This is a genomic window from Pelosinus sp. UFO1 (genome assembly GCF_000725345.1).
Taxonomy (GTDB): Bacteria; Bacillota; Negativicutes; order DSM-13327; family DSM-13327; genus Pelosinus.
Genome location: NZ_CP008852.1, coordinates 4,321,942 through 4,347,654, shown reverse-complemented (window position 1 = coordinate 4,347,654; position 25,713 = coordinate 4,321,942). Strand labels below are relative to the sequence as shown.

Annotated in this window: 28 protein-coding genes; 27 read left to right on the top strand and 1 reads right to left on the bottom strand. The window is 39.0% G+C overall.

Annotated features, from left to right (window positions below; translation table 11 throughout):
* Positions 1-78 precede the first annotated feature (78 nt).
* The 24 genes from UFO1_RS20435 (at position 79) to hpf (ending at position 20,488) form a co-directional block, all read left to right on the top strand.
* Positions 79-318: an Rrf2 family transcriptional regulator gene (locus UFO1_RS20435; protein ID WP_038673836.1), complete on the top strand. Its 240-nt coding sequence runs from the start codon at positions 79-81 to the stop codon at positions 316-318.
* On the top strand, positions 296-727 hold the full coding sequence (locus UFO1_RS20430; RefSeq protein ID WP_038673834.1) for a hypothetical protein: 432 nt from the start codon (positions 296-298) through the stop codon (positions 725-727). Before UFO1_RS20435 ends, UFO1_RS20430 begins: the two co-directional genes overlap by 23 nt.
* Before the next feature lies 1 nt (position 728).
* Complete coding sequence (locus tag UFO1_RS20425; RefSeq protein ID WP_038673832.1) at positions 729-2,585, top strand: motility associated factor glycosyltransferase family protein; 1,857 nt, start codon at positions 729-731, stop codon at positions 2,583-2,585.
* On the top strand, positions 2,578-2,964 hold the full coding sequence (gene fliS, locus UFO1_RS20420) for a flagellar export chaperone FliS (RefSeq protein ID WP_038673830.1): 387 nt from the start codon (positions 2,578-2,580) through the stop codon (positions 2,962-2,964). The genes UFO1_RS20425 and fliS overlap by 8 nt, the downstream gene beginning before the upstream one ends.
* A 13-nt stretch (positions 2,965-2,977) precedes the next feature.
* Positions 2,978-3,364 (top strand): flagellar protein FliT, encoded by a 387-nt coding sequence (locus UFO1_RS20415; protein ID WP_038673828.1) that lies wholly within the window; start codon positions 2,978-2,980, stop codon positions 3,362-3,364.
* 36 nt (positions 3,365-3,400) lie between these two features.
* A complete protein-coding gene (locus tag UFO1_RS20410; protein ID WP_305809521.1) occupies positions 3,401-4,414 on the top strand; it encodes an NAD-dependent 4,6-dehydratase LegB in 1,014 nt (337 codons plus the stop codon).
* A complete protein-coding gene (locus UFO1_RS20405) occupies positions 4,407-5,123 on the top strand; it encodes a nucleotidyltransferase family protein (protein WP_038673826.1) in 717 nt (238 codons plus the stop codon). Before UFO1_RS20410 ends, UFO1_RS20405 begins: the two co-directional genes overlap by 8 nt.
* A gap of 17 nt (positions 5,124-5,140) precedes the next feature.
* Positions 5,141-6,187: a radical SAM/SPASM domain-containing protein gene (locus UFO1_RS20400; RefSeq protein ID WP_038673825.1), complete on the top strand. Its 1,047-nt coding sequence runs from the start codon at positions 5,141-5,143 to the stop codon at positions 6,185-6,187.
* 19 nt (positions 6,188-6,206) lie between these two features.
* Positions 6,207-7,352, top strand: a complete 1,146-nt coding sequence (locus UFO1_RS20395; RefSeq protein ID WP_038673823.1) for a DegT/DnrJ/EryC1/StrS aminotransferase family protein — start codon at positions 6,207-6,209, stop codon at positions 7,350-7,352.
* Positions 7,339-8,106, top strand: a complete 768-nt coding sequence (locus tag UFO1_RS20390; RefSeq protein ID WP_038673821.1) for a GNAT family N-acetyltransferase — start codon at positions 7,339-7,341, stop codon at positions 8,104-8,106. Before UFO1_RS20395 ends, UFO1_RS20390 begins: the two co-directional genes overlap by 14 nt.
* 17 nt (positions 8,107-8,123) lie before the next feature.
* A complete protein-coding gene (locus UFO1_RS20385; RefSeq protein WP_038673819.1) occupies positions 8,124-9,140 on the top strand; it encodes an N-acetylneuraminate synthase family protein in 1,017 nt (338 codons plus the stop codon).
* 24 nt (positions 9,141-9,164) lie between these two features.
* Complete coding sequence (locus UFO1_RS20380; RefSeq protein ID WP_201771039.1) at positions 9,165-9,839, top strand: cytidylyltransferase domain-containing protein; 675 nt, start codon at positions 9,165-9,167, stop codon at positions 9,837-9,839.
* Positions 9,821-10,777, top strand: a complete 957-nt coding sequence (locus UFO1_RS20375; protein WP_038673817.1) for a hypothetical protein — start codon at positions 9,821-9,823, stop codon at positions 10,775-10,777. Before UFO1_RS20380 ends, UFO1_RS20375 begins: the two co-directional genes overlap by 19 nt.
* Complete coding sequence (locus UFO1_RS20370) at positions 10,762-11,460, top strand: WbqC family protein (protein ID WP_038673814.1); 699 nt, start codon at positions 10,762-10,764, stop codon at positions 11,458-11,460. The genes UFO1_RS20375 and UFO1_RS20370 overlap by 16 nt, the downstream gene beginning before the upstream one ends.
* 1 nt (position 11,461) lies before the next feature.
* The gene (locus tag UFO1_RS20365; protein ID WP_038673812.1) at positions 11,462-12,091 is read left to right on the top strand and encodes a PIG-L deacetylase family protein; all 630 of its coding nucleotides are present in this window, start codon (positions 11,462-11,464) and stop codon (positions 12,089-12,091) included.
* Positions 12,092-12,265: 174 nt separating this feature from the next.
* Complete coding sequence (locus UFO1_RS20360; RefSeq protein WP_158442851.1) at positions 12,266-13,723, top strand: tetratricopeptide repeat protein; 1,458 nt, start codon at positions 12,266-12,268, stop codon at positions 13,721-13,723.
* Between the two features lie 349 nt (positions 13,724-14,072).
* On the top strand, positions 14,073-14,363 hold the full coding sequence (locus UFO1_RS20355) for a zinc-ribbon domain containing protein (RefSeq protein ID WP_038673810.1): 291 nt from the start codon (positions 14,073-14,075) through the stop codon (positions 14,361-14,363).
* A 331-nt stretch (positions 14,364-14,694) separates the two neighbouring features.
* Positions 14,695-15,468 (top strand): basic amino acid ABC transporter substrate-binding protein, encoded by a 774-nt coding sequence (locus tag UFO1_RS20350; RefSeq protein WP_038673806.1) that lies wholly within the window; start codon positions 14,695-14,697, stop codon positions 15,466-15,468.
* A gap of 153 nt (positions 15,469-15,621) precedes the next feature.
* Positions 15,622-16,392, top strand: coding sequence for a basic amino acid ABC transporter substrate-binding protein (locus tag UFO1_RS20345; protein ID WP_038673804.1), 771 nt, complete (start codon positions 15,622-15,624; stop codon positions 16,390-16,392).
* Between the two features lie 360 nt (positions 16,393-16,752).
* Entirely contained in the window at positions 16,753-17,529 is a 777-nt protein-coding gene (locus UFO1_RS20340) for a basic amino acid ABC transporter substrate-binding protein (protein WP_038673802.1), read from the top strand.
* Positions 17,530-17,976: 447 nt separating this feature from the next.
* The gene (locus tag UFO1_RS20335) at positions 17,977-18,642 is read left to right on the top strand and encodes an amino acid ABC transporter permease (RefSeq protein WP_038673800.1); all 666 of its coding nucleotides are present in this window, start codon (positions 17,977-17,979) and stop codon (positions 18,640-18,642) included.
* Positions 18,629-19,348, top strand: a complete 720-nt coding sequence (locus tag UFO1_RS20330) for an amino acid ABC transporter ATP-binding protein (RefSeq protein ID WP_038673799.1) — start codon at positions 18,629-18,631, stop codon at positions 19,346-19,348. Before UFO1_RS20335 ends, UFO1_RS20330 begins: the two co-directional genes overlap by 14 nt.
* A gap of 130 nt (positions 19,349-19,478) precedes the next feature.
* Entirely contained in the window at positions 19,479-19,676 is a 198-nt protein-coding gene (locus tag UFO1_RS20325) for a cold shock domain-containing protein (RefSeq protein ID WP_007930253.1), read from the top strand.
* A gap of 281 nt (positions 19,677-19,957) precedes the next feature.
* Complete coding sequence (hpf, locus tag UFO1_RS20320; RefSeq protein WP_038673797.1) at positions 19,958-20,488, top strand: ribosome hibernation-promoting factor, HPF/YfiA family; 531 nt, start codon at positions 19,958-19,960, stop codon at positions 20,486-20,488.
* 249 nt (positions 20,489-20,737) lie between these two features.
* On the opposite strand, the gene UFO1_RS20315 is transcribed toward hpf, so the two are convergent.
* Complete coding sequence (locus tag UFO1_RS20315; RefSeq protein ID WP_038673795.1) at positions 20,738-20,950, bottom strand: hypothetical protein; 213 nt, start codon at positions 20,948-20,950, stop codon at positions 20,738-20,740.
* Between the two features lie 221 nt (positions 20,951-21,171).
* Here UFO1_RS20315 and secA point away from each other — a divergent pair, with 221 nt between their 5' ends.
* From secA to UFO1_RS20300, 3 genes are all read left to right on the top strand, one after another.
* A complete protein-coding gene (gene secA / locus UFO1_RS20310; RefSeq protein WP_038673792.1) occupies positions 21,172-23,691 on the top strand; it encodes a preprotein translocase subunit SecA in 2,520 nt (839 codons plus the stop codon).
* A gap of 201 nt (positions 23,692-23,892) precedes the next feature.
* Positions 23,893-24,991 (top strand): peptide chain release factor 2 gene (gene prfB / locus UFO1_RS20305; protein WP_236639264.1). Its coding sequence is split into 2 segments (ribosomal slippage): positions 23,893-23,964 and positions 23,966-24,991, totalling 1,098 coding nucleotides; the frame shifts between segments, so codons are not numbered across the junction.
* 21 nt (positions 24,992-25,012) lie between these two features.
* Positions 25,013-25,702, top strand: a complete 690-nt coding sequence (locus UFO1_RS20300) for a DUF2993 domain-containing protein (protein ID WP_038673788.1) — start codon at positions 25,013-25,015, stop codon at positions 25,700-25,702.
* Positions 25,703-25,713: the final 11 nt, after the last annotated feature.

Genomic DNA, 25,713 nt, shown 5'->3' with positions numbered 1-25,713 from the left:
TTAACGCCACTTGTTGACCATTATAATGATAATGTGTAATGTTCACTACTGTCTAGTTGTGTTAACTTGGAGGAAGGTATGTGTAATTATTTGCATGAAGAAGTGCTCAGGTTGCTGGCTCAACAGGAAACGTCTTATGCTAAACCGATGAATTCCCAGGAAATTGGCGAGATATTAAAGGTAACACCATCCTATATTCGCAGCCAATTATCCCAATTGGTGAAAGTAAGACTAGTGAGAGTGCGTAGAGGCAATGGTGGCGGATATTACGTGATGCAGGAGGAGAGGCAGCAAGATGGAAGTAACGAGCGAAAGTAGAAAACAGCTTGAAGAGTTGGGCGTTTTACTAGGGGATATGAAAAATTATTTATATAAGGTTGAACAGGGGTGCCAAGAGTTATCGGTTATGTTTCATACAGCTGATAGGTCGCAATCATTGGAGACGTTGACTCAGATTATGGAAGGACTAGATTATTATCAAAAATTGTTGAAGTCTGCCGCGGTTTTACTAAAGATCGATTTTTCTGAGATTTTGTGTGAAAAAATGTCGATTTTATCGTTGTTTGATCATTTGGGTCAGATTTTTACCAGTATAGTTGAGGCAACTGACAATGAAGATTATTCATTGTTAACAGATATTATTGAATATGATTTGATGCCTGCCATCTGCATTTCTCAAGAAATGTTAGCAATAGTGCAAGGACGATATGAAGAAAGGGTAATGTAGAGTGACACACGAAACGCGAAGTAGATGGGAAGAGAAGAACTGGGCTGCGTTTAAGGAACGCTATGGCATGGATAAGTTTGAATCTGCAGGCAATCTAGAACGGATTGAAATCATGAATAGCCGTGTAGGACTACCGACTGCAAGGGTTAAATCATCAGATGATAAATGGGTTTTTCTGCACAGTTCTGTTGATCCAGTGAAAGAAGCCAAGAAAATTGCTGATAGTGTTTCTACTGAACCAGGGAAGGTTATTGTTGTATATGGATTTGCCCTGGGATATTTGGTAGAGGCATTACTGGAAACAGTGGATGATAGAAATCCATTATGCATTATCGAACCTGACCGGGAGTTATTTTTTGCAGCAATGGCTAGCCGAGATTTACGTCATCTGATCCTTTCTGCTCGTGTAAATCTTATTCTAGGCGATTCCGCTCAGAAAATTCAACATTCTCTCTTTGCTATTTATGATGAAGCCAAGTATAGTGAGTTTGTTATGACCGGATTGCTGGGACACCAGACAGTATACTCTGATGTTTATTATCAGTCGATGAAATGTATTAGAGATGCTGTGAGTACGAAACTAATTAATTTGAAAACAATAATTACAATGGGCCCGGATTTTGTGTCCAATACGCTCTTGAATCTAGCGGATTATTGTACTCATCCGGGGGTATCTTCCTTGTTTAATCGATTAGAAGGTATGCCGGTTATTGTTGTATCAGCAGGACCATCCTTAAACAAAAATATTCAGCTATTAAAAGAAGCAAAAGGTAAAGCGGCTATTTTGGCTGTTGGGACAGCTGTTAAAGCATTGAAGAAATGGAAAATTGAGCCGGATTTTATTTTTAGTGTTCATCCTGAAGTGACGAATTATGACAGGCATTTTAAAGGAGTGGATACGGGAGGAGCCGCCTTGGTTGCTGAAGTACAATCTTGTCATATGGTTTTGGAAAGTTACCAGGGACCGATATTTGTTTCAGGGGACATGGCGATGCTGAAATGGTTTGGCGATAGTATAGAAGACAAAGGGAAAATTGAAAGCGGGGGATCGGTTGCCAATAATGCTCTAGTGGCGGCTTATAAAATGGGTGGGAATCCTATCATTTTAGTCGGGCAGGATTTAGCATATGCAAGAGATGGACATTCTCATGCAGCTGGGACAAGCTATGAAACGGATGTTTATTCAGGTGGTGAAAGCCTTAAATATTTTTATGTAAAAGCAAATGATGGAGGTCAGCTCCTTACAGATCGACCATTTTATCAGTTCCTTACTTTTTTTCAACATTGGATCAAGAGCAATCCCGAACGTGAATATATCAATGCTACAGAAGGTGGGGCATTTATTGAAGGTACAAAGCTGATGACGTTACATGAGGTGCTTGCTCAATATTGTCGGAAAACAGTCGATGTACAAGGAATTATCAAGGAAGCACAAGATTCATTTAAAGTACCTACTATGGAACCTATACTGGAAAAACTAGAACTGCGTCTAAAAGACACAAAAAAGACTATTGCTGATGCAAATAAGGCTATTAAGCATCTAATTGCGTTGGAAAAGGCATGCACGAATAGGCAAGCAAAAAAAATGCAACAGCATTTAAAGGCAGTTGGTAAAATATACGAAAAGTTTGAGAAAGAGCAACATATACGTGAAGCAGCTGAATGGTTTGCTAAAAGGGAGTTACATAGTGTCTTTACCCGAACTCATGAGGCAGAGTATTTAGCAAATGATAATTTTAGCAATGCAATAGACGATTATTCTCTTTATTATAAAACAATTATTGAAGGTTCGAAATCAGTAGAAGATCTGCTTTATCGTTGTATTGAAAATGTTAGGGGGAAAATGTACAATGGCTGATAATCCTTATGCCCACTATAAGCGCATGCAGGTAGAAACGGCAAGTCAAGGTAGACTCATTATCATGCTCTATGATGGGGCTTTGAAAAATTTGCGTATCGCGCAAAATAGTATTACCCAAAAGAACATCAATGGAGCCCATAACTCTTTAATAAAGGCACAGGATATTATCAGAGAACTAAATGGGACATTGAATTTAAATGCTGGTGAAATTGCTTCTAATTTACGCAATTTATATTTGTATATGCTTGAACGTTTAGTGGAAGCCAATGTAAATAAAGACGCTGAGAAGGTGGATGAGGTTATTGAATTGTTGTCCACTTTAAAAGAAGCTTGGGACAGTATTATTTTAAAAAATAAGTCGTCTATTGCACCTTAATGGGGGGATGAAAATGCAACAGGAAGACAAGGAATTGCTTTTTATAAAGCATTATAGTAATCTCCAACGATTATCGATTGAACAACTGAATGCAATCAAAGAAGAAAAGCTAAATATGGCTACTGAATTAGTTGCTCAGAAACAAATAATAATGGAGAGCATTATGTCTCTGCAAGGTGAGTTTGATATTGATCATTGTAAACCGGAAATTAAAGACAAATTGAAGGAATTATTTAGCCAAATTACTGTCAGTGAAAACGAGAGCCAGCAAATATTAAATGACAATTGTTCAAGTATTACTAAAAAAATGATGGCAGGACGTAAAGAAATTGCTATTCAGCAGGCTTATGAAAACCATTCCTTTCACGGGAATGGAATCAAACTCAATATAATGAAATAATATAATTTGAATTTAATCTATCTTGGGAAGGATTTAATGATGAATATAAAAGGGAAGAAAATTTTAGTAACCGGAGCTGACGGTTTTATTGGTTCTCATCTTACTGAGGAGCTTGTGCGTCAAGGACATGATGTAAAGGCTTTTGTTTTGTATAACTCATTTAATTCCTGGGGGTGGCTGGATTCTGCTCCGCAAAATATTAAGGATCAAATCGAAGTCCATACCGGAGATATTCGTGATCCCCATGGAGTAAAGACAGCAATGCAGGGTTGTGATATAGTGCTACATTTAGCAGCACTCATTGCTATACCTTATTCTTATCATTCCCCAGACACCTATGTAGATACAAATATAAAAGGTACCCTTAATATTGTACAGGCTGCACGAGAGTTAGGAGTAGAAAAGGTAGTTCATACATCAACAAGTGAGGTTTATGGTACCGCCCAATTTGTGCCTATTACAGAGGATCATCCGCTAAAAGGGCAATCCCCATATTCGGCAAGTAAAATTGGTGCGGATCAAATCGCAATGTCTTTTTATCATTCTTTTGACACTCCAGTTTCGATTATTCGTCCATTTAATACGTATGGGCCACGCCAGTCAGCTAGGGCAGTGATTCCTACTATCATTACCCAAATTGCCAGTGGGCAACGGAATCTTAAATTAGGTTCTATTCATCCTACTAGGGATTTTAATTATGTATTAGACACTGTTCGCGGATTTATAGCTTGTGCAGAATCAGATAGGTCAATAGGAGAGGTTATTAATATTGGCAGCAACTATGAGGTATCAATAGGCGATACTGTTCAACTAATAGCTGAAGTGATGGGGGCAGATATTACTATCGAAACAGATGTTGTCAGATTGCGCCCAGAGAAAAGTGAAGTGGAACGTCTATGGGCTGCTAATAAGAAGGCTAAGGATTTATTGGGATGGACACCACTTTATGGTGATAGAGAAGGATTTAAGCGAGGACTTAAACATACAGTAGAGTGGTTTACTATTACTGAGAATCTGAAAAAGTACAAGGTGGGTATGTATAATGTCTAAGAGAGCTATTATACTGGCAGGGGGAAAAGGAACAAGACTTAGGCCGTATACGGTAGTTTTACCTAAACCACTTATGCCAATAGGTGAATATCCTATATTAGAAGTCATTATTCGGCAATTGGCTTATTACAAATTTAATCATGTGACGTTGGCTGTCAATCATCAAGCGGAATTAATTAAGACTTTCTTTGGTAATGGTGACAGATGGGGGATAGAGATAGATTATTCACTTGAAAACAAACCGTTGAGTACTATGGGACCATTGAAATTGATCAATGAATTACCGGATGATTTTTTGATAATGAATGGCGATATCTTGACAGATCTCGATTATAACGCACTCTTTAATCAACACCTTGCTAGGAAAAGTATCTTCACTATCTCGGCACATCAACGTGAGCAAACCTCTGAGTATGGAGTGCTTGAAATTGATGATACCAATAGATTGTATGGATTTAAGGAAAAACCAGTTACAAAATACAATGTTAGTATGGGAATCTATATTGCTAATAAAAAAATATTGGAATATATTCCTGATGGTCAATTCTATGGTTTTGATCATTTAATGATTGATTTAATCTCTGGCGGTAATCCCGCATATGTAGAGCGTTTTAATGGTTGCTGGCTTGATATTGGCAGACCGGATGATTATATAAATGCAATCGAAAAATTTGAAAGTTTAAAAAGCCGGTTTTTACCTGAAAATTAATCTTAGGAGATGGTAGTTTGGCGGAAATTGTACCTATTAACAAAGGCAATTATAGCATGGAAACACCTGAGCGCGAGAATGTTTTTGAATTATATCGCGGTGAGGGATGGGAAGAGGAATATAAGGACTATCGCAATAAATGGTCATATTATGCAACAAATCAGATAGTGTCGGAGTACCCCTTGTTGGTAGACATAGAATTGTCAACGGTATGCAATTTAAAATGCCCTATGTGCTATACGATTTCAGATGAGTTTAAATCCAAAGTTCAAAGTACCCTTATGGACTATGAGTTGTTCGTAAGGATTATTGATGAGATTGCTGGCAAGGTGCCTGCCATCCGCCTAAGTCTGCGTGGTGAGTCTACTTTGCATCCCAAGTTTGTTGATTGTATTAGATACGCGAAACAAAAAGGTATTCGTGAAGTATCTACTCTTACTAATGGTAGTAAATTGGATGAAGATTACTTTACTGAAATGTTGAAAGCCGGTATTGACTGGATTACTGTTTCGGTTGATGGTATTGGGGATACATACGAGAGTATCCGTAAACCGCTCAAATTTAATGATACCCTTAATAAATTTAAAATGATGAAACGGGTTAAAGAGAAATACGGTGCTCACAGGCCGGTAATAAAAGTTCAATCAATATGGCCTGCAATTCGAAATAATCCAGAGGAGTTCTATAATACAATTGCCCCTTATGTAGATCTCATAGCATTTAATCCGATGATTGATTTTACCGAAACGAATAAAGATATAGTGTATGTTGAGGACTTTTCTTGTCCACAGCTTTACCAACGTCTTGTAATTGGAGCAGATGGTTTAGCTATGATGTGTGCGAATGACGAGGATGGAGAATTCATCGTGGGAGATGCCAACAAAGAAACAATATATGAGATGTGGCATGGGAAGCATGTGACGGATGTTCGTGAAATGCACAAGAAGAATAAGGGATTTAAGTGTCACTCAGTTTGTGCTAAGTGTTATTTGCCAAGAGCGATGGAAGAAACAGAATTTGCTAAAGTTAATGGACGAGCTTTTTCAATAAAAAATTATATTTAAAAATGGGAGTGAAATAGCAATGTGGAAGATACCACTGTTTGATCTGTCGTTTGATGAAAAAGAAAAAAATGCAGTACTTGAAGTGCTGGATAGTAAATGGCTTTCTACGGGACCAAAAACCGCTGAGTTTGAGTCTAAGTTTGCGCAGTATTTAGGTGACGGGGATACAAGGTGCTGCGCTGTTGCCAATGGTACTGCCGCTTTGCACATGGCACTCCTGATGGCAGGTGTTCAGTCTGGGGATGAAGTAATTATTTCTGGTTTGACTTTTGTTGCTGACTTAAATGTTACTGTTCTTACCGGAGCCGTGCCGATAATAGCTGATTGCAAATCTTTGGATGATTGGAATGTCTCCGTTAAGGATATCGAGGCAAAAATTTCTCCTCGAACTAAAGCCATGATTGTCGTACATTACGCTGGCTATCCTTGCGATATGCAGGAAATTATGGATTTGGCCGAGAGGCATAATATTGTTGTAATAGAAGATGCGGCTCATGCAATTGGGGCCGAATATCAAGGAAGAAAGTGTGGTGCCATTGCAGATATTGGTTGCTTTAGTTTTTTCTCCAACAAAAACTTGGCTACTGGTGAAGGCGGAATGGTTGTTTGTAAAACGGAAGAACTTGATAAAAAGGCTAGATCGCTACGGTCACATGGAATGACTTCTATGACGATTCAGCGGCACAGTGGCACCGTTATTTCCTATGATGTTTTGGAGCCGGGTTTAAATTATCGTTTTGATGAGATACGAGCTGCACTTGGTCTCGTGCAGTTAGAGAAACTTGATACAAGCAATGCAAAAAGGGGCGCACTGGTTGCGAAATATATTGAGACTCTACAGATACTAAAAAATGTGGTTATTCCTTGGAACGATGGTTATGAACACGGTAAGTCGTCGTTTCATATATTCCCCATTTTACTACCAGCCGACGTGGACCGTATAGAGGTTGTCAAACAGATACAGCAAAAGGGTATTCAAACAAGCATTCATTATCCTGCTTTTTCTCAGTTTACGTACTATCATGACAAATTAAATTGTCATGTTCCTATTGCTGAGGAAATATCCAAAAGAGTACTGACATTGCCGTTATATCCTGGAATGGAATTTGATGATGTCGAACTTATTGTGTCTTCTTTAGGAGAAATACTAAATGGAATGCAGTGATCGAATTGCCGAATTTGATGGCAACCGTCTATCTTTAAAATTTCTTCCTTGGGATACAAAGTTTTTTAGGAGGCCATCGTATCTCTTAGATATAGCAGATTCAGTATTCGACTTTTCAACCGGTTCGTCAGACAATTGGGGTTATCACTTAGATAATAGCTTTATCACGGTGAAATTGAATGAAGATGCTAATTCAAAAAAAATGCTGGACAAACTTCAAAGTTTTGGGTTCCGGTACATAGGTACGGAACTGGTGTTGCAGAATTTATGGGAAAGTAAAGCAACAATATCAGAGCAGGAAGAAACATATCCTGGAGTCAAATTTATTGAAATAGAAAAAAATGAAAATCTGCCGTATAAAAATTTGGGCAGCTTATTTGAATATTCCCGGTTTCATTTAGAGCAAAATATTCACAATGATTGGGCAGATGAATTTTGGTCTGACTATTTACAATCTATTCAGCTAGATGGGAATAAAAAGATGTTTGCTGCCACGTATCTTGGAGAAATTGCAGGTATAATATTTGTACAACAGACACTTGCTAAAGCGACACTATTTTTTGTAGCTATATTGGAAAAGTATCGTTGTTTGAATATTGGTTCAAAACTGATAGCTTATAGCATAAGAATGCTTAATTCTGAAAATATTGTGACAGAAGTATATGCTGGTAATGTTCGTGCGCTGAATTTCTATTTACGCAATGGATTTAGAAAGGTTACATGCAGCCGAATTGTATTGCATAGGTGGTCATAAGGGAAGGGGATTAGTAAATGTACGAGAAACTTGGAAAAGATCGATGCTATATCATTGCCGAGATTGGCGGTAATTTTTTGCATTATGAGGAAGCGGTTGCGCTAATCGACGCTGCTGCCTATTCAGGTGTTGATTGCGTCAAGATGCAGACTTTTAAAGCAGATACTATCAGTACCCGCAGTGCTTATTTTGATATGGAGAGCACGGGGAAAATATCGCAGTATGATTATTTCAAAAAATACGAAATTAGTGAAGAACTGCATAGAAAGGTATTTGCCTATGCCACAGAAAAAGGATTAGATTGGTTTTCAACGCCCTCGCATCCTGAGGACGCTGACATGTTGGAGCGGCTAGGGATAAGGGCATTTAAGCTCGGGGCAGATGATGCTACTAATATACCTCTTCTGCGGTATATCGCCAAGAAAAAACTGCCAATTCTCATTTCTAGCGGAATGTGTACCATGCAGGAGGTTCGAGAGGCAGTTGACGTCATATTAGGCGAAGGTAATGATAAAATTGTGATTTTCCATACGGTATCAGCCTATCCATGCTATTCCGAATATGTAAATTTGAACGTAATCCTTTCTTTGCAAAAGGAATTCCCTGATCTATTTATAGGCTATTCAGACCATACGTTAACAACGGCAGCAGCTATTGCGGCAGCTTCTATGGGGGCGGCTGTTGTTGAACGTCACTTTACTTTGGATAAGTATGCCGAGGGACCGGATCACAAAATATCTTCTACTCCAGAAGAAATGAAATATATTGTCGATACCATCCGTGAGATTGAGATAATGCGTGGTACTGGACTTAAGCGACCGGTTGGTCCTGAAGTCCTGAATCGTATTAATAATCGAAAAAGCATAACTGCCATTAAGGATATCAAACAAGGCACAATGATTACTTGCGAAAATATTGATGTTAAGAGACCAGGAACAGGAATATCTCCACAGTACATGGAGCAGATTATTGGCAAACGGGCAACGAGGAATATTGCTATTGATGAACTTGTGTTGTGGAGTGATATTGAGTAATGTAACACTTGGGGAGGGATATTTGTGGTTGGAGTGATCATACAGGCGAGAATGGGCTCTAGCCGTTTACCGGGAAAGGTAATGATGAAGATCGGCCCTAAAACCCTGTTGGAGCATATTTTTTCTCGGCTATCTTACTTGGTACACGATGCAACGATTGTACTTGCAACAAGTAGACAGGAGAAGGACGACATTTTGGAGGAATATTGCGTTGCCCAAGGTTGGAATTGCTTCCGAGGCAGTGAAGATAACGTGCTGGAAAGATATGTTGAATGCGCGCGTAAATATGGCTTCTCTCATGTTGTACGTCTAACTGGTGATAATCCATTTGTAGATATTGAAGAACTAGATCGTTTACTAAGTTTTCACCAGGAAAGTCATGTAGAATATTCATGTTCCTATGAATGTCTACCAATCGGAGCAGGTGCTGAGGTGTTTGCGTTAAGAGCACTAGAAAAAAGCTATACCAAAAGCTCTCATCCTCACCATTTTGAGCATGTCAATGAATATATATTGGAAAACCAGAATGAATTTTCAATCTCTCGTTTAAATATACCTGTTGCCAAAAATCGCCCGGATATTCGGCTTACGGTGGACAATGGAGAGGATTACGAACGGGCATGCTATATTGTTAAAAATAGTGAAAGAGACTTTGTATCAACGGAAGAGGCTATCAGATTATGTATGCAATATGTATAGAAGCTTCTCACTTAATGGGAAATGGGCATTTATTTCGCGCAATGAATTTTGCCATGTTTCTTAAGGAATGTGGACATGATGTTCTGTTTCTAATTAATGATAATGAAGTAGTGATTAGGACATTGAAATATAGCGGTTTTAACTATGTGGTTGTTGAACTTTCGGATTATCATTCGAACTGGGAAGGCGAACTTATAGATCAGTATGACATTGCCGTATGGATTAATGATCGATTAGATACAAAGCTTGACCACTCAAAAAAGGTTAAAGGAAAAAATACATTTTTAGTTACGTTTGACGATTTGGGAAGTGGAGCAGTTCTGGCAGATATTCATGTCGCAGCATTAATTGGCAACAATGCGAGTGATTTGCACGGCAAAGTTGTGTTGCGTGGTATAGAGTATTTGATTCTAAACAAAGAAATTGATAAGTATAAGCGTGCTCGCACTGTAGCCGAGAAGTACATCGTTACGCTTGGAGGGAGTGATACTTATGGGGTAACTATCACTGTCATGAACATATTAAGACAGCGTTATTTACCTGCAACTATTATTTTGGGACCTTCCTTTCAACACGAAGCGGAATTACGGGATGTAATGTCAGATCTGTTTACCATTAAACGCTTAGTACCTTCTCTAATGGCTGAATTTTACCAGCATGACATTGCTGTCACTGGTGGGGGGATCACTTCTTTTGAGGCCTGCGCTTCCGGGCTTCCATGTATAGTTATCGCCAATGAAATTCATGAGATACCCAATGCTCAACTGTTGCATGATTTAGGTGTATCAGTATTTGCCGGGCATTACAAAGAAATAGATGCAGCCGTTTTTGGGCGTTGTCTGGACGTTCATCAGATGAGTAAATGCGCGTTAGACATTTTATCCACAAATGCGGCAGATAAAATATACGAGGTAATGTACAAATGCTTAAGAAAATAGTTGTAATTCACCAACCTGATTTTCTATCATATTTGGGCTTTTTTGATAGGTTATTAAAGTGTGATCTGTATGTGATACTTGATCATGTTCAATATCTTAGAGGAAGTAGGAGTTGGATGAATCGAGATAAGATTAAGACTCCTCAAGGTGAAAAATGGCTGACGATAGCTGTAGAAAAGGCGCCTAGGGACACGCCGATAAACCAAATTATGTTAGAAAAGAGTGATGAATGGCGAATTAATAATTTGAATTTGTTGCGTGAGAACTATCGTAAGGCATGCTTTTTTACGGAAATTTTTCCGTATGTAGAGGAAATGTATAGTTTTAAATGTGAAAGAATGATGGATTTTAATATAAAAGCGTTAGAGATATTGCTGGAGCTATTGGATATAAAAGTTGAGATGATGTTATCAAGTACGTTGAATGTTCAGAATAAAAGCAATGAAATGCTAGTCGATATTCTACAAAAGGTACACGCTACTAGATATTTATCAGGAATTGGCGCAAGGGATTATTATGATCCGGAGCCTTTTATTTCAGCTAAAATTGAGGTTAGCTGGCAGGATTTTAACCATCCTATTTATCCACAACTATATGGAGCATTTATTCCGTATCTAAGTACAATTGATATGCTTTTCAATTGTGGTATTACACAGTCACGGGACATAATAAGGAGTTGTTAACATGAATATTTTAGCTATAGGAGCACATTTTGATGATATTGAGCTTGGTTGTGGAGGAGCACTTGCAAAACATGTAGCCTCTGGGGATACTGTGTATGCTTATGTTGCTACTTTATCTGGATTTGCTAATCCTCAAAATCAAGTAATCAGATCCAATGAAACTGCCTTAAGTGAAGGTCAAAAGGCTATGGATATACTTGGAGTAGAGCTAATATGTGGCAAGTTCAATACGTTAGAAGTAGAATTTGCAGAGGCATTAAATCAAGAAATTCTAAAGATAGTAGAAGCGAAAAAAATAGATAAAGTATATACTCATTGGGTTGGTGATGTTCATCATGACCATCAAGCGGTTGCCAAGGCGTCATTCCATTCATGTCGACATGTTCCAAACATGCTGATGTATAGAAGTAATTGGTATCCTTCTAATGTTGATTTTAAAGGGAATTTTTATATTGATATAACTGATTTTTGGGTAAAAAAGGAAGAAGCACTATTGTCACATGAATCGGAACTACAGCGAACGGCTTACAAATGGGTAAGTTTTTTTAAGAATGAGGCAGAGAATGCTGGGCAAAGAATTGGTGTAAAATATGCTGAGGTCTATGAGATGGTAAAATGGCTAGAGAGGTAATTCCCTGATTATGGCTTATTGCTACTGGGTTCTATAGGGCTATTACTATGGTGTCCCCTTTGGGTCTTTAGGTGGATTTTCAGGAAATGACAATTGATTTTCCCGAAATTGTCATAAGGGTGGCAATAAGTATCTTTGATGACTGCTGGAAATGTAACAGGAGAAATTAAACAAATGAATACGATAACATATATGAATATTGGAATAAAATTGGCGAATGCCGGGAAGTTTCAACAAGCAGCAGAAGCTTTTATTCAAGCTATTCAACTGGATCCTAATTATCCAGAAGCTTACAATAATCTAGGTGTGGTTTTTAAAGCAACGAACCGCTTAGATGCAGCAGAGACCTGTTTTCGCCGAGCAATTGCGCTAATTCCCAATTATCTTGAAGCTTATAATAATCTAGGGATGGTTTTAATGGCATTCAACCGCCTTGATGAAGCGGAAAGTTGTTTTCGTAGTGCTATTAAGCTAAACCCCAATTATCTTGAAGCCTATAGCAATCTGAGTATTGTTTTAAAGGAATTGAATCGTCTAGAGGAAGCCGAGAATTGTTTTCGACGAATCATCAAATTAAAACCGGATTATCCCAATGCCTATAAAAGCCTAGGTGCAATTTTGCTATATATGAATCGTCTAGAAGAAGCGGAGTCTTACTTTCATCGAGCCATCAAATTGAATCCTGATTGTCCGGATACTCAATTTTCTCTTGGTGTTGTATATCTACTTCAAGGACGATATGATAAGGGATGGGAGAAATATGAGTTCCGGTGTAAGTTGCCTGGGAATTCTCAACCGGAGATTCGTCGTTGGCACGGAGAAGATTTAACAGGATGTAAAATTCTATTGTTTCATGAGCAAGGGCTTGGCGATACTATGCAGTTTGTTAGGTATGCACAAATGGTAGCAGAGTTAGGTGCTGAGACTATAGTATGGGTTCAAAAACCACTAGAGCGATTATTGTCTGCCCCAAAAAGTACTTTTATAATTCGTACCGGCGACAGTATACCGCTGGAACAATATAACTTCGACTTTGCCTGTCCTTTAATGAGTTTGCCCTGTGTATTTCATACATTGGTAGAAACGATTCCTCAGAGTATTCCATATATACAGCCGCCCTCTGCAACTTCATTAAAATGGCGTGAAGCTCTTGATGAAATAGATGGTGGTAAGACTTATAGGGTTGGTGTTGCCTGGGCTGGGAATCTTAATAATGTAGAAGGTCGAAAACGTTCCATTCCAATTGAATTATTCAGCAAGTTGTTTGATTGTAATGAGGTAAGTTGGGTTAGCCTACAAGTAGGGAGCGCCATAGACGCATTTGTAGACGTGCCTTATAAGTTGATTGATTTCTCTCAAGAATTTGTTGATTTTTCTGAAACTGCAGGAGTAATAGAAAATCTGGATTTAGTGATCACAGTGGATTCAGCTGTGGCTCATTTAGCAGGTGCGATGGGGAAAAAGGTCTGGGTTCTGTTGCCTTTTGCTCCTGATTTTCGCTGGCTATTGGAAAGGGAAGATAGTCTTTGGTACCCGACCATGCGTCTTTTCCGCCAACAAAAGATTGGTGACTGGCAAGAGGTTATAGAACGGGTTCAATCTGCCTTGATGGAAGAGTGCTTACATGAGTAGGTTATGAATTAATTTATCTTCAAAAAAAGATCGATTATGGGCTTGCATTTACCTATAAAAAAACCTATACTATAACATAAGAACCTATTGCTTAGGTCTGTGGTTGAAAGTCGAGGCCAGTCGCAGGCGAAACGATCCACATAAGGAGTCCAAAGTGGCTCTGAGCATGGTGCGGTTTAGGGGTAAGTCCTGCCGAGTTATTAGCTACGTCAGCTAGATTCGAGAGTGGCAGTAGTGAGGAGATTGAATTCTTATTAGCGAACCTTCCAGCAGGCGGGTGTGGGGGCAAAGACCAGGTCAGCTAAGCAGTGTGGTCCTTAAAATTCACAAAGGTGAGGGGATTTCTTTAATGGCTTTTCAGGACAAAACTCTAAAGTGTAAAGACTGTGGCGTAGATTTCGTGTTTACGGTAGGGGAACAAGAGTTTTATGAGGAAAAGGGATTTGAAAATGAGCCTGCACGTTGTCGCGAGTGCCGTGATGCTAAAAAACGTAGTCGCGATGGTGGGGATCGTCAAACAACGCAACGTGAAATGCATGAGGTAATTTGTGCCGGATGTGGAATAACCACACAAGTACCATTTAAACCTCGTAATGATAGACCGGTTTACTGTCGCGAATGTTTTGCCGCTCAAAGATAATAAATATGTAATGCTGCTCGGATGAGAAATCATCCGAGCTTTTTTATTATGTTAGAATATATGCGTTTTGTGGAAGAGATTGAGGAAAAGTGATTTAACCGCAGAGGCGCAGAGTGCGATGAGGGAGTCTTTCATCCTATCTATCTCTTCTCTGTGTCCTCTGCGCCTCTGTGGTTAGTATCCTAATCCGTTATTATCCTTTGTGTCTTCGTGGTTCGCACAATTCCTCTCATGTACTATAAAAAAGTTACAACAAAGTATTGACTAAATATACAATAAAAGTGTATAATTATAAATATAAAACGAAGAAGTTCAACAGGAGGTATATGGGATGTCGAAGAAGATTATGTCGTTGATAATGTTAATGGTGCTTATCGCATCATTTGGTTTAGTTGGGTGTGGCAAAGATGCAGCAACTACTGCTAAGGTGTTAAAGGTGGGTACGGATGCAGGGTTTGCGCCTTTTGAGTTTCAAGATGAAAAATCAAAAGAGTATGTTGGCTTTGATGTAGATTTGATAAAAGCACTTGGTAAACAGATGGGGTATGAAGTACAAATTCAAAATATGAATTTTGATGGATTGATCCCAGGTCTAGAAGTTAACAGTATTGATGTAGCTATTGCTGGTATGACGATTACTGATGCTAGAAGCCAAAAAGTTAATTTTACCAAACCTTATTATCAATCTGGCTTAACAATTGTAGTGAAAAACGATAATACCGCGATCAAAAGTTTCAAAGATCTAGAGGGTAAGAAAATTGCTGTACAGATCGGTACAACAGGTGCAACAGAAGCTAAGAAAATTAAGGATGCTCAGGTTCGTGAATTTAATAATGCACCAGAAGCTTTCATGGAATTAAAAGCAGGTGGCGTGGATGCCGTAGTGAATGACAAACCTGTAAATGAATACTATATTGCAAAATCAGGTAGTAAAGATGCCAAAGCTGTTGGCGAGCCTCAGCAAGCAGAAGAATATGGTATTGCTGTTGCTAAGAAGAATACAGAGTTAGCAGGCAAACTAGATAAGGCACTGGAAGAGATTAAAAAGAATGGCGAATATGAGAAAATATACGTAAAATGGTTTGGTAAAAAACCAGGGAATTAATAATATAAAGTATTCTGTATACATTGAAGAACTTGGTGAAAACCGAGTTCTTTTTCTTATAAATTTTCAAAAAAACGTTGACTAATTATGCGGGTAGTATGTATAATTATTAACATTACAAGATTACAAGAAAGAGTTGAGGGGGAAGGAATAATGTCTAAAAAAATAATGAGTTTGTTCATTGTGGGAGTATTTATTTTATCCTTGGGTTTGGTAGGTTGTGGCAAACAAGAGGCTGCTAAGCCTGCAAAAGTTCTTAAAGTTGGTTCAGAAGCAGCTTTTGCTCCTTTTGAGTTCCAAGATGAAGGTACAAAAGAATATGTTGGCTTTGATATTGATTTAATTAAAGCTATAGGTAAACAGATGGGAGCTGAAGTTCAAATTCAAAATATGGGTTTCGATGGACTTATTCCTGCTCTGGAAGCAAATAATATTGATGTAGCGATTTCCGCTATGACAATCACAGAAGAAAGAGCAAAAAAGGTTAGCTTTTCAAAACCTTACTATAAATCTGGCTTAACTATGGTGGTCAAAACTGATAACAATTCCATTAAAACCTTTAATGATTTAGAAGGCAAAAAAATCGCTGTTCAAATCGGTACTACTGGTGCTGATGAAGCGAAAAAAGTGAAAAATGCGCAAATTCGCGAGTTTAACAGTGCTCCTGAAGCTTTTTTAGAACTTAAGGCTGGCGGTGTGGATGCTGTTGTCAATGATAAACCAGTTAATGAATACTACATTGCAAAAGCAGGCGGCAAAGATGCTAAAATGGTCGGCGAGCCGCTGACTGCTGAAGATTATGGTATCGCTGCTTCTGGCAAGAACAAAGAATTAGCCACTCAGATAGACAAAGCCATCGATGAACTTAAGAAGAATGGCGAATACGAAAAAATCTATGTAAAATGGTTTGGCAAAAAACCTTAGTAATAGAATTGTGTTAAATGAGAGAATAAGCACAGGCGGGTTTCAGAATATGAAGCTCGCCTGTGCTTTTTGTGTTTTTTAGAAAAAGGCGAGGGGAAAATAACTAACCGCAGAGGCACAGAGTACGCAGAGGAGAATTTTTTAACTCTATCAATCCCTTCTCTGTGCTCTCTGCACCTCTGCGGTTAAAAAAAGTATAAATAACCCCCTTTGTGTCCTTCGTGTCTTTGCGGTTCAAGCTTTTCCTCTACGAATTTTAACTTTGTACTACTTTTTCAATACAAAACACTTGATGATTTGGCAAAAAGATGTAAAATGATATAGGGAAAATAAATAGAGAGTTATGGGGAGGTTTTTTGGTTGTCTAAGAAAATGATGAGCTTACTTGTTGTAGGAATTTTCCTACTATCTTTGGGGTTAGTTGGCTGTGGTCAAAAGGCTGCTGATACGGGAAAAGCGAAGGTACTTAAGATTGGTGCTGAAATGACATTTCCGCCTTTTGAATTTCAAGAGGAAGGCAATAAAGAATATGTTGGCTTTGACATGGATTTAGCACGGGCAGTTGCAAAACAAATGGGTTATGAAACAGAAATTCAGAATATCGGTTTTGATGGTTTGATTCCTGCTCTAGAAGCAGGCAATATTGATATGATTGTTTCTGGTATGAGTATTACAGAAGAACGTAGCAAAAAGATTGCTTTTTCTAAACCTTACTATAAATCAGGCTTGTCTATTGTAGTTAAGAGCGATAATACTACGATCAAGAGTTTCAAAGACTTAGAAGGCAAAAAAATTGCTGTACAGATTGGTACTACAGGCGCTGAAGAAGCTAGAAAAATAAAAGATGCTAATGTAAGAGAGTACAATAGTAACTCAGAAGCTTACATGGAACTTAAAGCTGGTGGGGTAGACGCAGTAGTGAATGACTTACCAGTAAATGAATATTATTTAACAAAAAGCGGCGAAAAAAATGCCAAGCTAGTTGGCGATATTATGAATGCAGAAGAATATGGTATGGCAGTAACCAAGAAAAACACAGAATTAGCTGAAAAAGTGAATAAAGCTTTAGATGAACTGAAAAAAAATGGCGAGTACGAAAAGATTTACATGAAATGGTTTGGGAAAAAACCTCAATAATAAAATGCCTCTATAAGACGCAATATAATGTTGCGTCTTATTATTATCTAGAAATAATAAGTTTTTCGAACACTAAGATACAATGTCATTAGCGTAGCTCGAAAAGAAATCCTTCGTGTCTTTGTGGTTCGATTGTTCCTCTATGCAATTTAAGCTTGTATTACTTTTTCAATACAAAACATAGGGGAAATAACTAACCGCAGAGGCGCAGAGTACGCAGAGGGAGATTTTTTTAACTCTATCAATCCCTTCTCTGTGCCTCTGCGGTTAAAAAACGCGTTAAATTATCCCCCTTATATCCTTTGTACCTTTGTGGTTGAAAGGTCTATGTTTAAAGGGCATCAAGGGTTTTTAGAAATAGGATTGACAGTGTTATGCTGTATGTTATAATCATAGTATTGCATTAATATGCATGTATGTATATTTTTTGAATTAAGGGTGAAAACGATGAACTTTGATTTTGATTTGGTTGTACGATCCTTTCCGCTTTTATTAGTCGGTGCAGGGGTTACAGTACAAATTACAGCATTTAGTGTAAGTCTTGGTATGTTAATCGGGATGTTTGTTGGGATCGCCCGTTTATCCAATACATGGATTATTAAGGCCTTAGCTGCCGTGTATGTTGACTTTATTCGTGGGACACCTTTACTGGTGCAGATCTTCCTTATTTATTTTGCTCTGCCTATTTTGGTAGGACAACGAATTGATCCATTTATCGCTGCGATTACTGCTTGCAGTATCAACAGTGGTGCTTATGTTGCTGAAATCTTCCGTGGCGGTATTCAGTCTATTGACAAAGGACAAATGGAAGCAGGACGTTCCCTGGGGATGACTTGGCGGCAGACTATGTATCATATTATTTTGCCCCAGGCTTTCAAACGGATCATTCCGCCCCTTGGTAATGAATTTATCGCGATGATGAAAGATTCTTCCTTGGTATCTGTAATTGGCTTTGAAGAGCTTACGAGAAGAGGACAGTTGATTATTGCTCGTACTTATGGATCCTTTGAGATATGGTTATCTGTTGCATTTATTTATTTGATTATGACCTTCACTATTTCTCGCCTGGTAGATTATTTGGAGCGGAGGTACAAGATCGATGATAAGCATTAAAAATATTCACAAAAAATTTGGTGCACTTCATGTATTGAAAGGCATTAATGCTCATATTGCAGAGAAAGAAGTAGTGGTTATCATTGGACCTAGTGGTTCAGGTAAAAGTACGCTGCTTCGCTGCATTAATTATTTGGAAGAGCCAACAGAAGGGGAAATCGTGGTAGATGGTATTCCTCTGACTAGCGAAGCGAACATTAATAAGGTAAGAGAAGAAGTGGGAATGGTATTTCAGCGTTTTAACTTGTTCCCTCATAAATCTGTCCTGGAAAATGTAATCTTAGCACCTATGACAGTACGCAAAATGCCAAAAGCAGAAGCGGAAAAAGTAGCACTAGATTTACTAGAGAAAGTGGGTTTAGGTGATAAGGCTTCTGCTTATCCAGAACAATTATCTGGTGGACAGCAGCAACGGGTCGCGATTGCGAGAGCCTTGGCGATGAGACCGAAAGTCATGTTGTTCGATGAACCGACTTCTGCTCTTGATCCAGAAATGGTAAATGAAGTACTCGATGTTATGAAATCCTTGGCTCATGAAGGTATGACTATGGCGATTGTTACCCATGAAATGGGTTTTGCCCGTGAAGTTGGTGACCGTGTTATCTTTATGGATGAAGGACGTCTTGTGGAAGAGGGGACTCCTGAACAAATTTTTAATAGCGCAAAAGAAGAACGCACAAAGGCATTTTTATCCAAAATATTGTAAAAAATTGGATGGTAATTATGCCAATTCCAGTTGGTGTCACATTGACACCATTATCCAGTAATGTTATACTTTATATTGTGGTCACGTGGTTGGCCCCAGTTTATCGTTTATTTTTAGGAGGAGTTTCATAATGATTGGTAAAGTTAAATGGTTCAGTTCTGAAAAAGGCTATGGTTTCCTTGAAAGAGAAGATGGCGGCGACGTGTTCGTACATTTCTCAGCAATTCAAGATCAAGGCTTCAAAACTTTAACTGAAGGTCAACAAGTTGAGTTTGATATTGTTGATGGCGCACGTGGACCGCAAGCAGCTAACGTTGCTAAAGCTTAATAGATTTTGACAAATATACCCGGCTATTTATAGCCGGGTTTTTTGATTTATTTTTTAACCACAGAGGCGCAGAGAACGCAGAGTGGATAATTAAGGTTTTCTCTGTGGTCTCTGCGCCTCTGTGGTAACGTATCCCACCTTACAGATTTCTCTTAATTAGGAATGAATAAGTAGGTTATTGTAATATGATTTAATTTTTAAAATAATTAAAATTCATAAAGGATTTTATTGTTAATATGGAGAATAATACTTATATAGACACTGGAAGGAGATGGGCGATTATGGCAATCACTGTACGAGGCAAAAATATCGAAATTACACCAGCACTAAAGGATTACGTAGTAAAGCGCACCAGTAAAATTACAAAATACTTCCATACTCTAGGCGAGATTACAGCTGTCTTAGCTGTAGAAAAGGGTCGTCACATTATAGAACTAACCGTACCTATTAATGGTATGATTCTCAGAGGCGAAGAAGCTACTGCTGATATGTATACTTCTATTGATCTTGTTGTTGACAAGATTGAAAAACAGATTGAAAAATATAAAACCAAAATTTCCCGTAGACTGAAAGCTGGAGTTTTCAAAGGGGAATTAGTTGCGGCGACTGCACCGTCAGAAACAGATGAACTACAGGTCGTAAGAACCAAACGGTTCGCTGTTAAACCGATGGATACAGAAGAAGCTATTTTACAGATGAATTTGATCAATCATGATTTCTACGTCTTTAGGGATGCTACATCAGAAGAAGTTAATGTAGTGTATCGTCGTAAGGATGGAAGATATGGTTTAATTGAACCAAATTCTAACTAAGCTAAAAATTACAAGAAAAGCCGGAGCATTTTGCTCCGGCTTTTTACGGAATCAGAAAGTATAACACTTCCTTGATTCCAAGTAAGAACGACTAAGGCTTCTGCCTGCGTCTGAGGACTTGGCCTAAGCCAAGTCTTTTCTTATGTAAAATATTGAAATATTATGGGAAAAGTGAATAAACCACAGAGGTACAGAGAACGCAGCCACTCTGTATTCTCTGCGCCTCTGTGGTTCGCGAAGCCCTATGTTTTACACTGTCAACTTTTTGACACGTCGCAGTGTTGAAATCTCACGGATCGTAGCATTTTCTAATTCTAGGGCCTTATGAGCAAATTCTTCTCTGTTGAAGAAGTTTTTTTCAATTAGTAACTCTAATAATGTGCTAATTGCCAGTGTGTTTTTGTAATCTGTATCTTTCAAGTCAGCGATTTGTCCGATGATATTAATGTTATTGGCTTGCATCGATATTCCCCCTTGCATTAGATGGTATTATACTACTAAGTATTTCCATTTAAACAATGAAATATGCAGCTTGATTCGAGAAGTTATGCTTTTTAAGGAAGCTCACTAAGTTTATTTATTTTGACTTATCTACTATCTTTTGATAAAATTTTAAATTAGGCATATACTGTAAACTAATAGAAGAATATGATATATGCCAACTATTAAGGAGTTGATACCTGTTGCTTAAATTTTTAAGAAATTTATTCGGTGATGATAACGAAAAAGAAATAAAACGTATGATGAAATATGTAGAGCAAGTGAATACAGTTGAGCCAACTATGCATAAGTTGAGTGATAGTTCACTGTCGGCTAAAACAGTTGAGTTTAGACGACGTTTGGAAAAGGGCGAAACCTTGGATGATATTTTGCCTGAAGCATTTGCAGTTGTGCGGGAAGCGTCACGTCGTGTACTTGGAATGCGGCATTTTGATGTGCAGATCTTAGGTGGTGTTACCCTACATGAAGGTAATATTGCGGAGATGCGTACAGGGGAAGGAAAAACCCTTGTAGGTACCCTTGCCACTTACTTGAACGCACTTACAGGTGAAGGGGTACATGTCGTTACAGTGAATGATTACTTAGCGAAACGGGATAGCGAGTGGATGGGAAAGGTATATCGCTTTTTAGGCTTATCCGTTGGTTTGATTGTTCATGGACTGGATTTTGTTGATCGTAAACAAGCGTATCATGCAGATATTACATACGGTACCAATAATGAATTTGGTTTTGATTATCTGCGTGATAATATGGTTATCTACGCGGATCAAATGGTACAACGTCCATTAAATTATGCCATTGTGGATGAAGTAGATAGTATCTTGATTGATGAGGCCCGCACACCTCTTATCATTTCCGGACCAGGGGAGAAATCAACAGAGTTATACCATGTAATGGCAAGAATTACTCCTAAGCTCAAAGAAGGAGAAGACTACACGGTAGATGAAAAAACTCGTACCGTAGCACCTACGGAAAGTGGTATCGCGAAAGCGGAAAAACTACTTGGTATCAAAAATTTATATGACCATGAAAATATTGAAATGTCCCATCATTTTACCCAAGCGCTAAAAGCCAAGGGTTTGATGAAACGGGATCGGGACTACGTGGTAAAAGACGGAGAAGTCGTTATTGTCGATGAATTTACAGGCCGTTTAATGTTTGGTCGTCGTTATTCCGATGGTCTTCACCAATCCATTGAAGCAAAAGAAGGCGTAAAAGTAGAAAGAGAAAGCCAGACATTAGCTTCGATTACTTTCCAGAACTATTTCCGTATGTATAAAAAACTGTCAGGTATGACAGGTACGGCAAAAACGGAAGAGGCAGAATTCCGGAAAATTTACAAGTTGGATGTTATTACTATCCCAACCAATAAAGAAGTTAGCCGTGAGGATTTACCTGATGTAATTTACAAAACTACTCGGGCTAAGTACAAGGCCGTAGTGGATTCCATTGTGGAACGCCATGCGAAAGGTCAGCCTGTATTGGTAGGAACCACCTCCATTGTACAATCAGAACATTTAAGTGATATGCTGAAGAAGAAAGATGTACCCCATAATGTTTTGAATGCTAAATTCCATGAGATGGAAGCGCAGATTGTAGCGCAAGCTGGTCAATTAGGGGCTGTCACAATCGCTACCAATATGGCAGGGCGTGGTACGGATATTGTATTAGGTGAAGGCGTAGCGGAGTTAGGTGGACTTCACATCATTGGTACGGAACGCCATGAAAGCCGCCGGATTGATAATCAGTTACGTGGCCGTGCAGGTCGTCAAGGGGATCCAGGTTCGTCCCATTTCTACCTATCGTTAGAAGATGATTTGATGCGTTTATTTGGTTCCGACAATATTGCTGCTATCATGGATAAATTGGGTATGGAAGAGGATGAGCCCATTGAGCATAGCTTAATTACTCGTTCTATTGAACAGGCCCAAAAGAAAGTAGAAGGTCGCAATTTTGACATGCGTAAGCACGTGTTAGAATATGATGATGTAATGAACCAGCAGCGGGAAGTGATTTATGGACAACGCCGCCAAATTTTGGTGGGGGAAAACATGAAGGAAAATATTTTCCATATGATCGAAAAGTTGGTTGCCCGGGGTATGGAGCTATTTGCTGATGAAAAACTGTATCCAGAAGAATGGGGTTACCAAGGTTTAATCGAGTATTGTGAGGAAATATTTGCACCAGAGGGCCAGTTGCAAGAAGAAGAACTGAGAAAACTGAGCCGTGAAGAACTACAAGCAGAGTTACTGCGGGTAGCAACCGTTTCCTATGACGCGCGGGAAACTTTATTTGGCAGCGACAATATGCGTGAAATGGAAAAAGTCGTTATGCTAAAAGTAGTTGACTCAAAATGGATGGAACATTTAGACGCAATGGATACGTTACGTGAAGGGATTAGTCTGCGTTCGTATGGTCAACGTGATCCTTTAATTGAATATAAAATTGAAGCATATGATATGTTCCAGCAACTCATCGACTTAATTCAGGAAGATATTGTAAAATATATATTCCGCGTAAATATTGTGGCTCCGCCAGAGGATCGTTTGCAACAAGCCCATGCTGTACATGGGGATGAGGCAGAAGAACCAGTGGAAAAACAGCAGCAGCCAGTCGTCAATAAAGATCATACTGGTCGTAATGATTTGTGTCCTTGCGGTTCTGGCCAGAAGTACAAGAAATGCTGCGGTGCCGCGAAGTAAGGAACTTGTGAAAAACGAAGAGATATAAAATAGAGTACGAACCACAGAGGGCACAGAGAACACAGAGCAATGGATAGGGTAAAATAATATATACCTCTGCGTCCTCTGCGCCTCTGTGGTTCAACGTCCTCTTTGTATCCTTCGTATCTTCGCGTTAAAATGTTTTATATCCTATTTTAAAATTTATTGGAGTTGATACAGTTGTTGTTAGAAGATTTGCGAGTGCAGATTGCTGCTTTTGAACAAAAATTAGTTGAAGTGAGGGCTTCTCTTTGACGTTGCTGGCAAAGAAGAGCGTATTTCTCTATTAGAAGATCAGATGGGCGGGCCAGGATTCTGGGATGACACGAATACTGCCCAAAAAGTGGCTCAGGAACTAAATGTACTTAAAGATAGTGTTGCTCAATTTGAACAGCTATCCACTGAATATGAAGACTTAGGTTTGCTGTGGCAAATGGGTATGGAAGAAAAGGATGAAAGTGTATACCCAGAAGTAGTGGCAGCCATTGATAAAATGACTCAAGATATTGAACGTTTGGAAGTTGCCTTAATGCTCTCGGGAGAACATGATGGTAGTAATGCCATACTTACGTTGCATGCCGGGGCTGGTGGTACGGAAGCACAGGACTGGGCTCAAATGTTACTTCGGATGTATGTGCGTTATGCAGAGAAGAATGGCTACAAGGTTGAGACCATGGACTTTTTGGCTGGTGATGAAGCCGGCGTGAAGAGTGCTACCATTTTGGTATCCGGGCCAAATGCCTATGGATATTTAAAATCCGAGAAAGGGGTACACCGCCTAGTGCGTATTTCTCCTTTTGATGCCAGTGGTCGTCGTCATACCTCTTTTGCGGCAGTTGATGTTATGCCAGAAATTGATGACAATGTGGAAATTGACATCAATATGGCAGATGTTCGAGTTGATACTTATCGCGCCAGTGGTGCTGGTGGGCAGCATATTAATAAGACGGACTCTGCTGTACGCATGACTCACATTCCAACAGGCAGTATCGTGCAATGTCAAACCCAACGTTCTCAAATTAAAAATCGGGAACAGTGTATGAAAATGCTGCGGGCTAAGTTGTATGAATTAGAACGGCAGAAACAGGAGAATATAAAAAATGAGCTTGGCGGCGATTACCAAGCAATTGAGTGGGGCAGCCAAATTCGTTCCTACGTATTTCATCCTTACAATATGGTAAAAGATCACCGTACTAGCGCGGAAGTGGGCAATGTTCACGCCGTTATGGACGGAGAATTAAACATCTTCATCGAAGCTTTTTTAAAAAGCGGGAAGTAGTGAATTAAGGGGGCGTATCCTGTGACAAAGGGCTTGCGTCTTGTAGTGGCAGTACTTATTTTGGTAGTAGCAGCAGAGCTACTGCTGCCAACGATACTATCTGATATTGTGGCTAAGGGTATGATGGGGCTTGTAGGGAGTGAGCAAGTAGCAGTCACCCTAACTAAAAGGCCTGCTTTATACATGTTAGGTGGTAAGTTTGATGAAATTGCTCTTAGCGCCCAACAGGTAAAAGGGGATAAAATTCAGTTTGCCCAGATGGATATAACATTGAAAAATGCCCAGTTAGATATGGGGGCACTCTTAACGCGCAAGGTAGTCGCCCTTCAATCTGTTGGTGATGTAGATATTAAGGCTATAGTTACGCAAGAAGAGTTAGCCAAATACTTGAACCAATCTGTAAAAGGGGTAAAAAACGCAGTCGTGGATATTACCTCGGATAAGATAAAGGCGACAAGTACGTTTGCCCTTGGCGGTTTTGCCAATGTGGCTGTGAGCATGGAAGGCAAAGTAGTAGGCGATGGCCAAAAAATCAAGTTTGTTACGGAACGATTTTTAATTAATAATAGAATGACAGGCAATATTGGTGGTACTCTTTTAACAGAGATTCCTCTAGTGGATTTAAATAAGTTACCATTCCACGTAAATGTTCGTGACATTGTAATGGAAAGTGGGAAAGTGAATTTATATTTGGATAACCGCCCCCACTAGCCCTTCACCCA

What these genes read in the sequence shown, in the direction of transcription:
- UFO1_RS20435 (WP_038673836.1), top strand. Translation starts at nt 79, where the DNA reads ATGTGTAATTATTTGCATGAAGAAGTGCTCAGGTTGCTGGCTCAACAG.
- UFO1_RS20430 (WP_038673834.1), top strand. Translation starts at nt 296, where the DNA reads ATGGAAGTAACGAGCGAAAGTAGAAAACAGCTTGAAGAGTTGGGCGTT.
- fliS (WP_038673830.1), top strand. Translation starts at nt 2,578, where the DNA reads ATGGCTGATAATCCTTATGCCCACTATAAGCGCATGCAGGTAGAAACG.
- UFO1_RS20415 (WP_038673828.1), top strand. Translation starts at nt 2,978, where the DNA reads ATGCAACAGGAAGACAAGGAATTGCTTTTTATAAAGCATTATAGTAAT.
- UFO1_RS20410 (WP_305809521.1), top strand. Translation starts at nt 3,401, where the DNA reads ATGATGAATATAAAAGGGAAGAAAATTTTAGTAACCGGAGCTGACGGT.
- UFO1_RS20405 (WP_038673826.1), top strand. Translation starts at nt 4,407, where the DNA reads ATGTCTAAGAGAGCTATTATACTGGCAGGGGGAAAAGGAACAAGACTT.
- UFO1_RS20395 (WP_038673823.1), top strand. Translation starts at nt 6,207, where the DNA reads ATGTGGAAGATACCACTGTTTGATCTGTCGTTTGATGAAAAAGAAAAA.
- UFO1_RS20390 (WP_038673821.1), top strand. Translation starts at nt 7,339, where the DNA reads ATGGAATGCAGTGATCGAATTGCCGAATTTGATGGCAACCGTCTATCT.
- UFO1_RS20385 (WP_038673819.1), top strand. Translation starts at nt 8,124, where the DNA reads ATGTACGAGAAACTTGGAAAAGATCGATGCTATATCATTGCCGAGATT.
- UFO1_RS20375 (WP_038673817.1), top strand. Translation starts at nt 9,821, where the DNA reads ATGTATGCAATATGTATAGAAGCTTCTCACTTAATGGGAAATGGGCAT.
- UFO1_RS20370 (WP_038673814.1), top strand. Translation starts at nt 10,762, where the DNA reads ATGCTTAAGAAAATAGTTGTAATTCACCAACCTGATTTTCTATCATAT.
- UFO1_RS20365 (WP_038673812.1), top strand. Translation starts at nt 11,462, where the DNA reads ATGAATATTTTAGCTATAGGAGCACATTTTGATGATATTGAGCTTGGT.
- UFO1_RS20360 (WP_158442851.1), top strand. Translation starts at nt 12,266, where the DNA reads ATGAATACGATAACATATATGAATATTGGAATAAAATTGGCGAATGCC.
- UFO1_RS20355 (WP_038673810.1), top strand. Translation starts at nt 14,073, where the DNA reads ATGGCTTTTCAGGACAAAACTCTAAAGTGTAAAGACTGTGGCGTAGAT.
- UFO1_RS20350 (WP_038673806.1), top strand. Translation starts at nt 14,695, where the DNA reads ATGTCGAAGAAGATTATGTCGTTGATAATGTTAATGGTGCTTATCGCA.
- UFO1_RS20345 (WP_038673804.1), top strand. Translation starts at nt 15,622, where the DNA reads ATGTCTAAAAAAATAATGAGTTTGTTCATTGTGGGAGTATTTATTTTA.
- UFO1_RS20335 (WP_038673800.1), top strand. Translation starts at nt 17,977, where the DNA reads ATGAACTTTGATTTTGATTTGGTTGTACGATCCTTTCCGCTTTTATTA.
- UFO1_RS20330 (WP_038673799.1), top strand. Translation starts at nt 18,629, where the DNA reads ATGATAAGCATTAAAAATATTCACAAAAAATTTGGTGCACTTCATGTA.
- UFO1_RS20325 (WP_007930253.1), top strand. Translation starts at nt 19,479, where the DNA reads ATGATTGGTAAAGTTAAATGGTTCAGTTCTGAAAAAGGCTATGGTTTC.
- hpf (WP_038673797.1), top strand. Translation starts at nt 19,958, where the DNA reads ATGGCAATCACTGTACGAGGCAAAAATATCGAAATTACACCAGCACTA.
- UFO1_RS20315 (WP_038673795.1), bottom strand. Translation starts at nt 20,950, where the DNA reads ATGCAAGCCAATAACATTAATATCATCGGACAAATCGCTGACTTGAAA.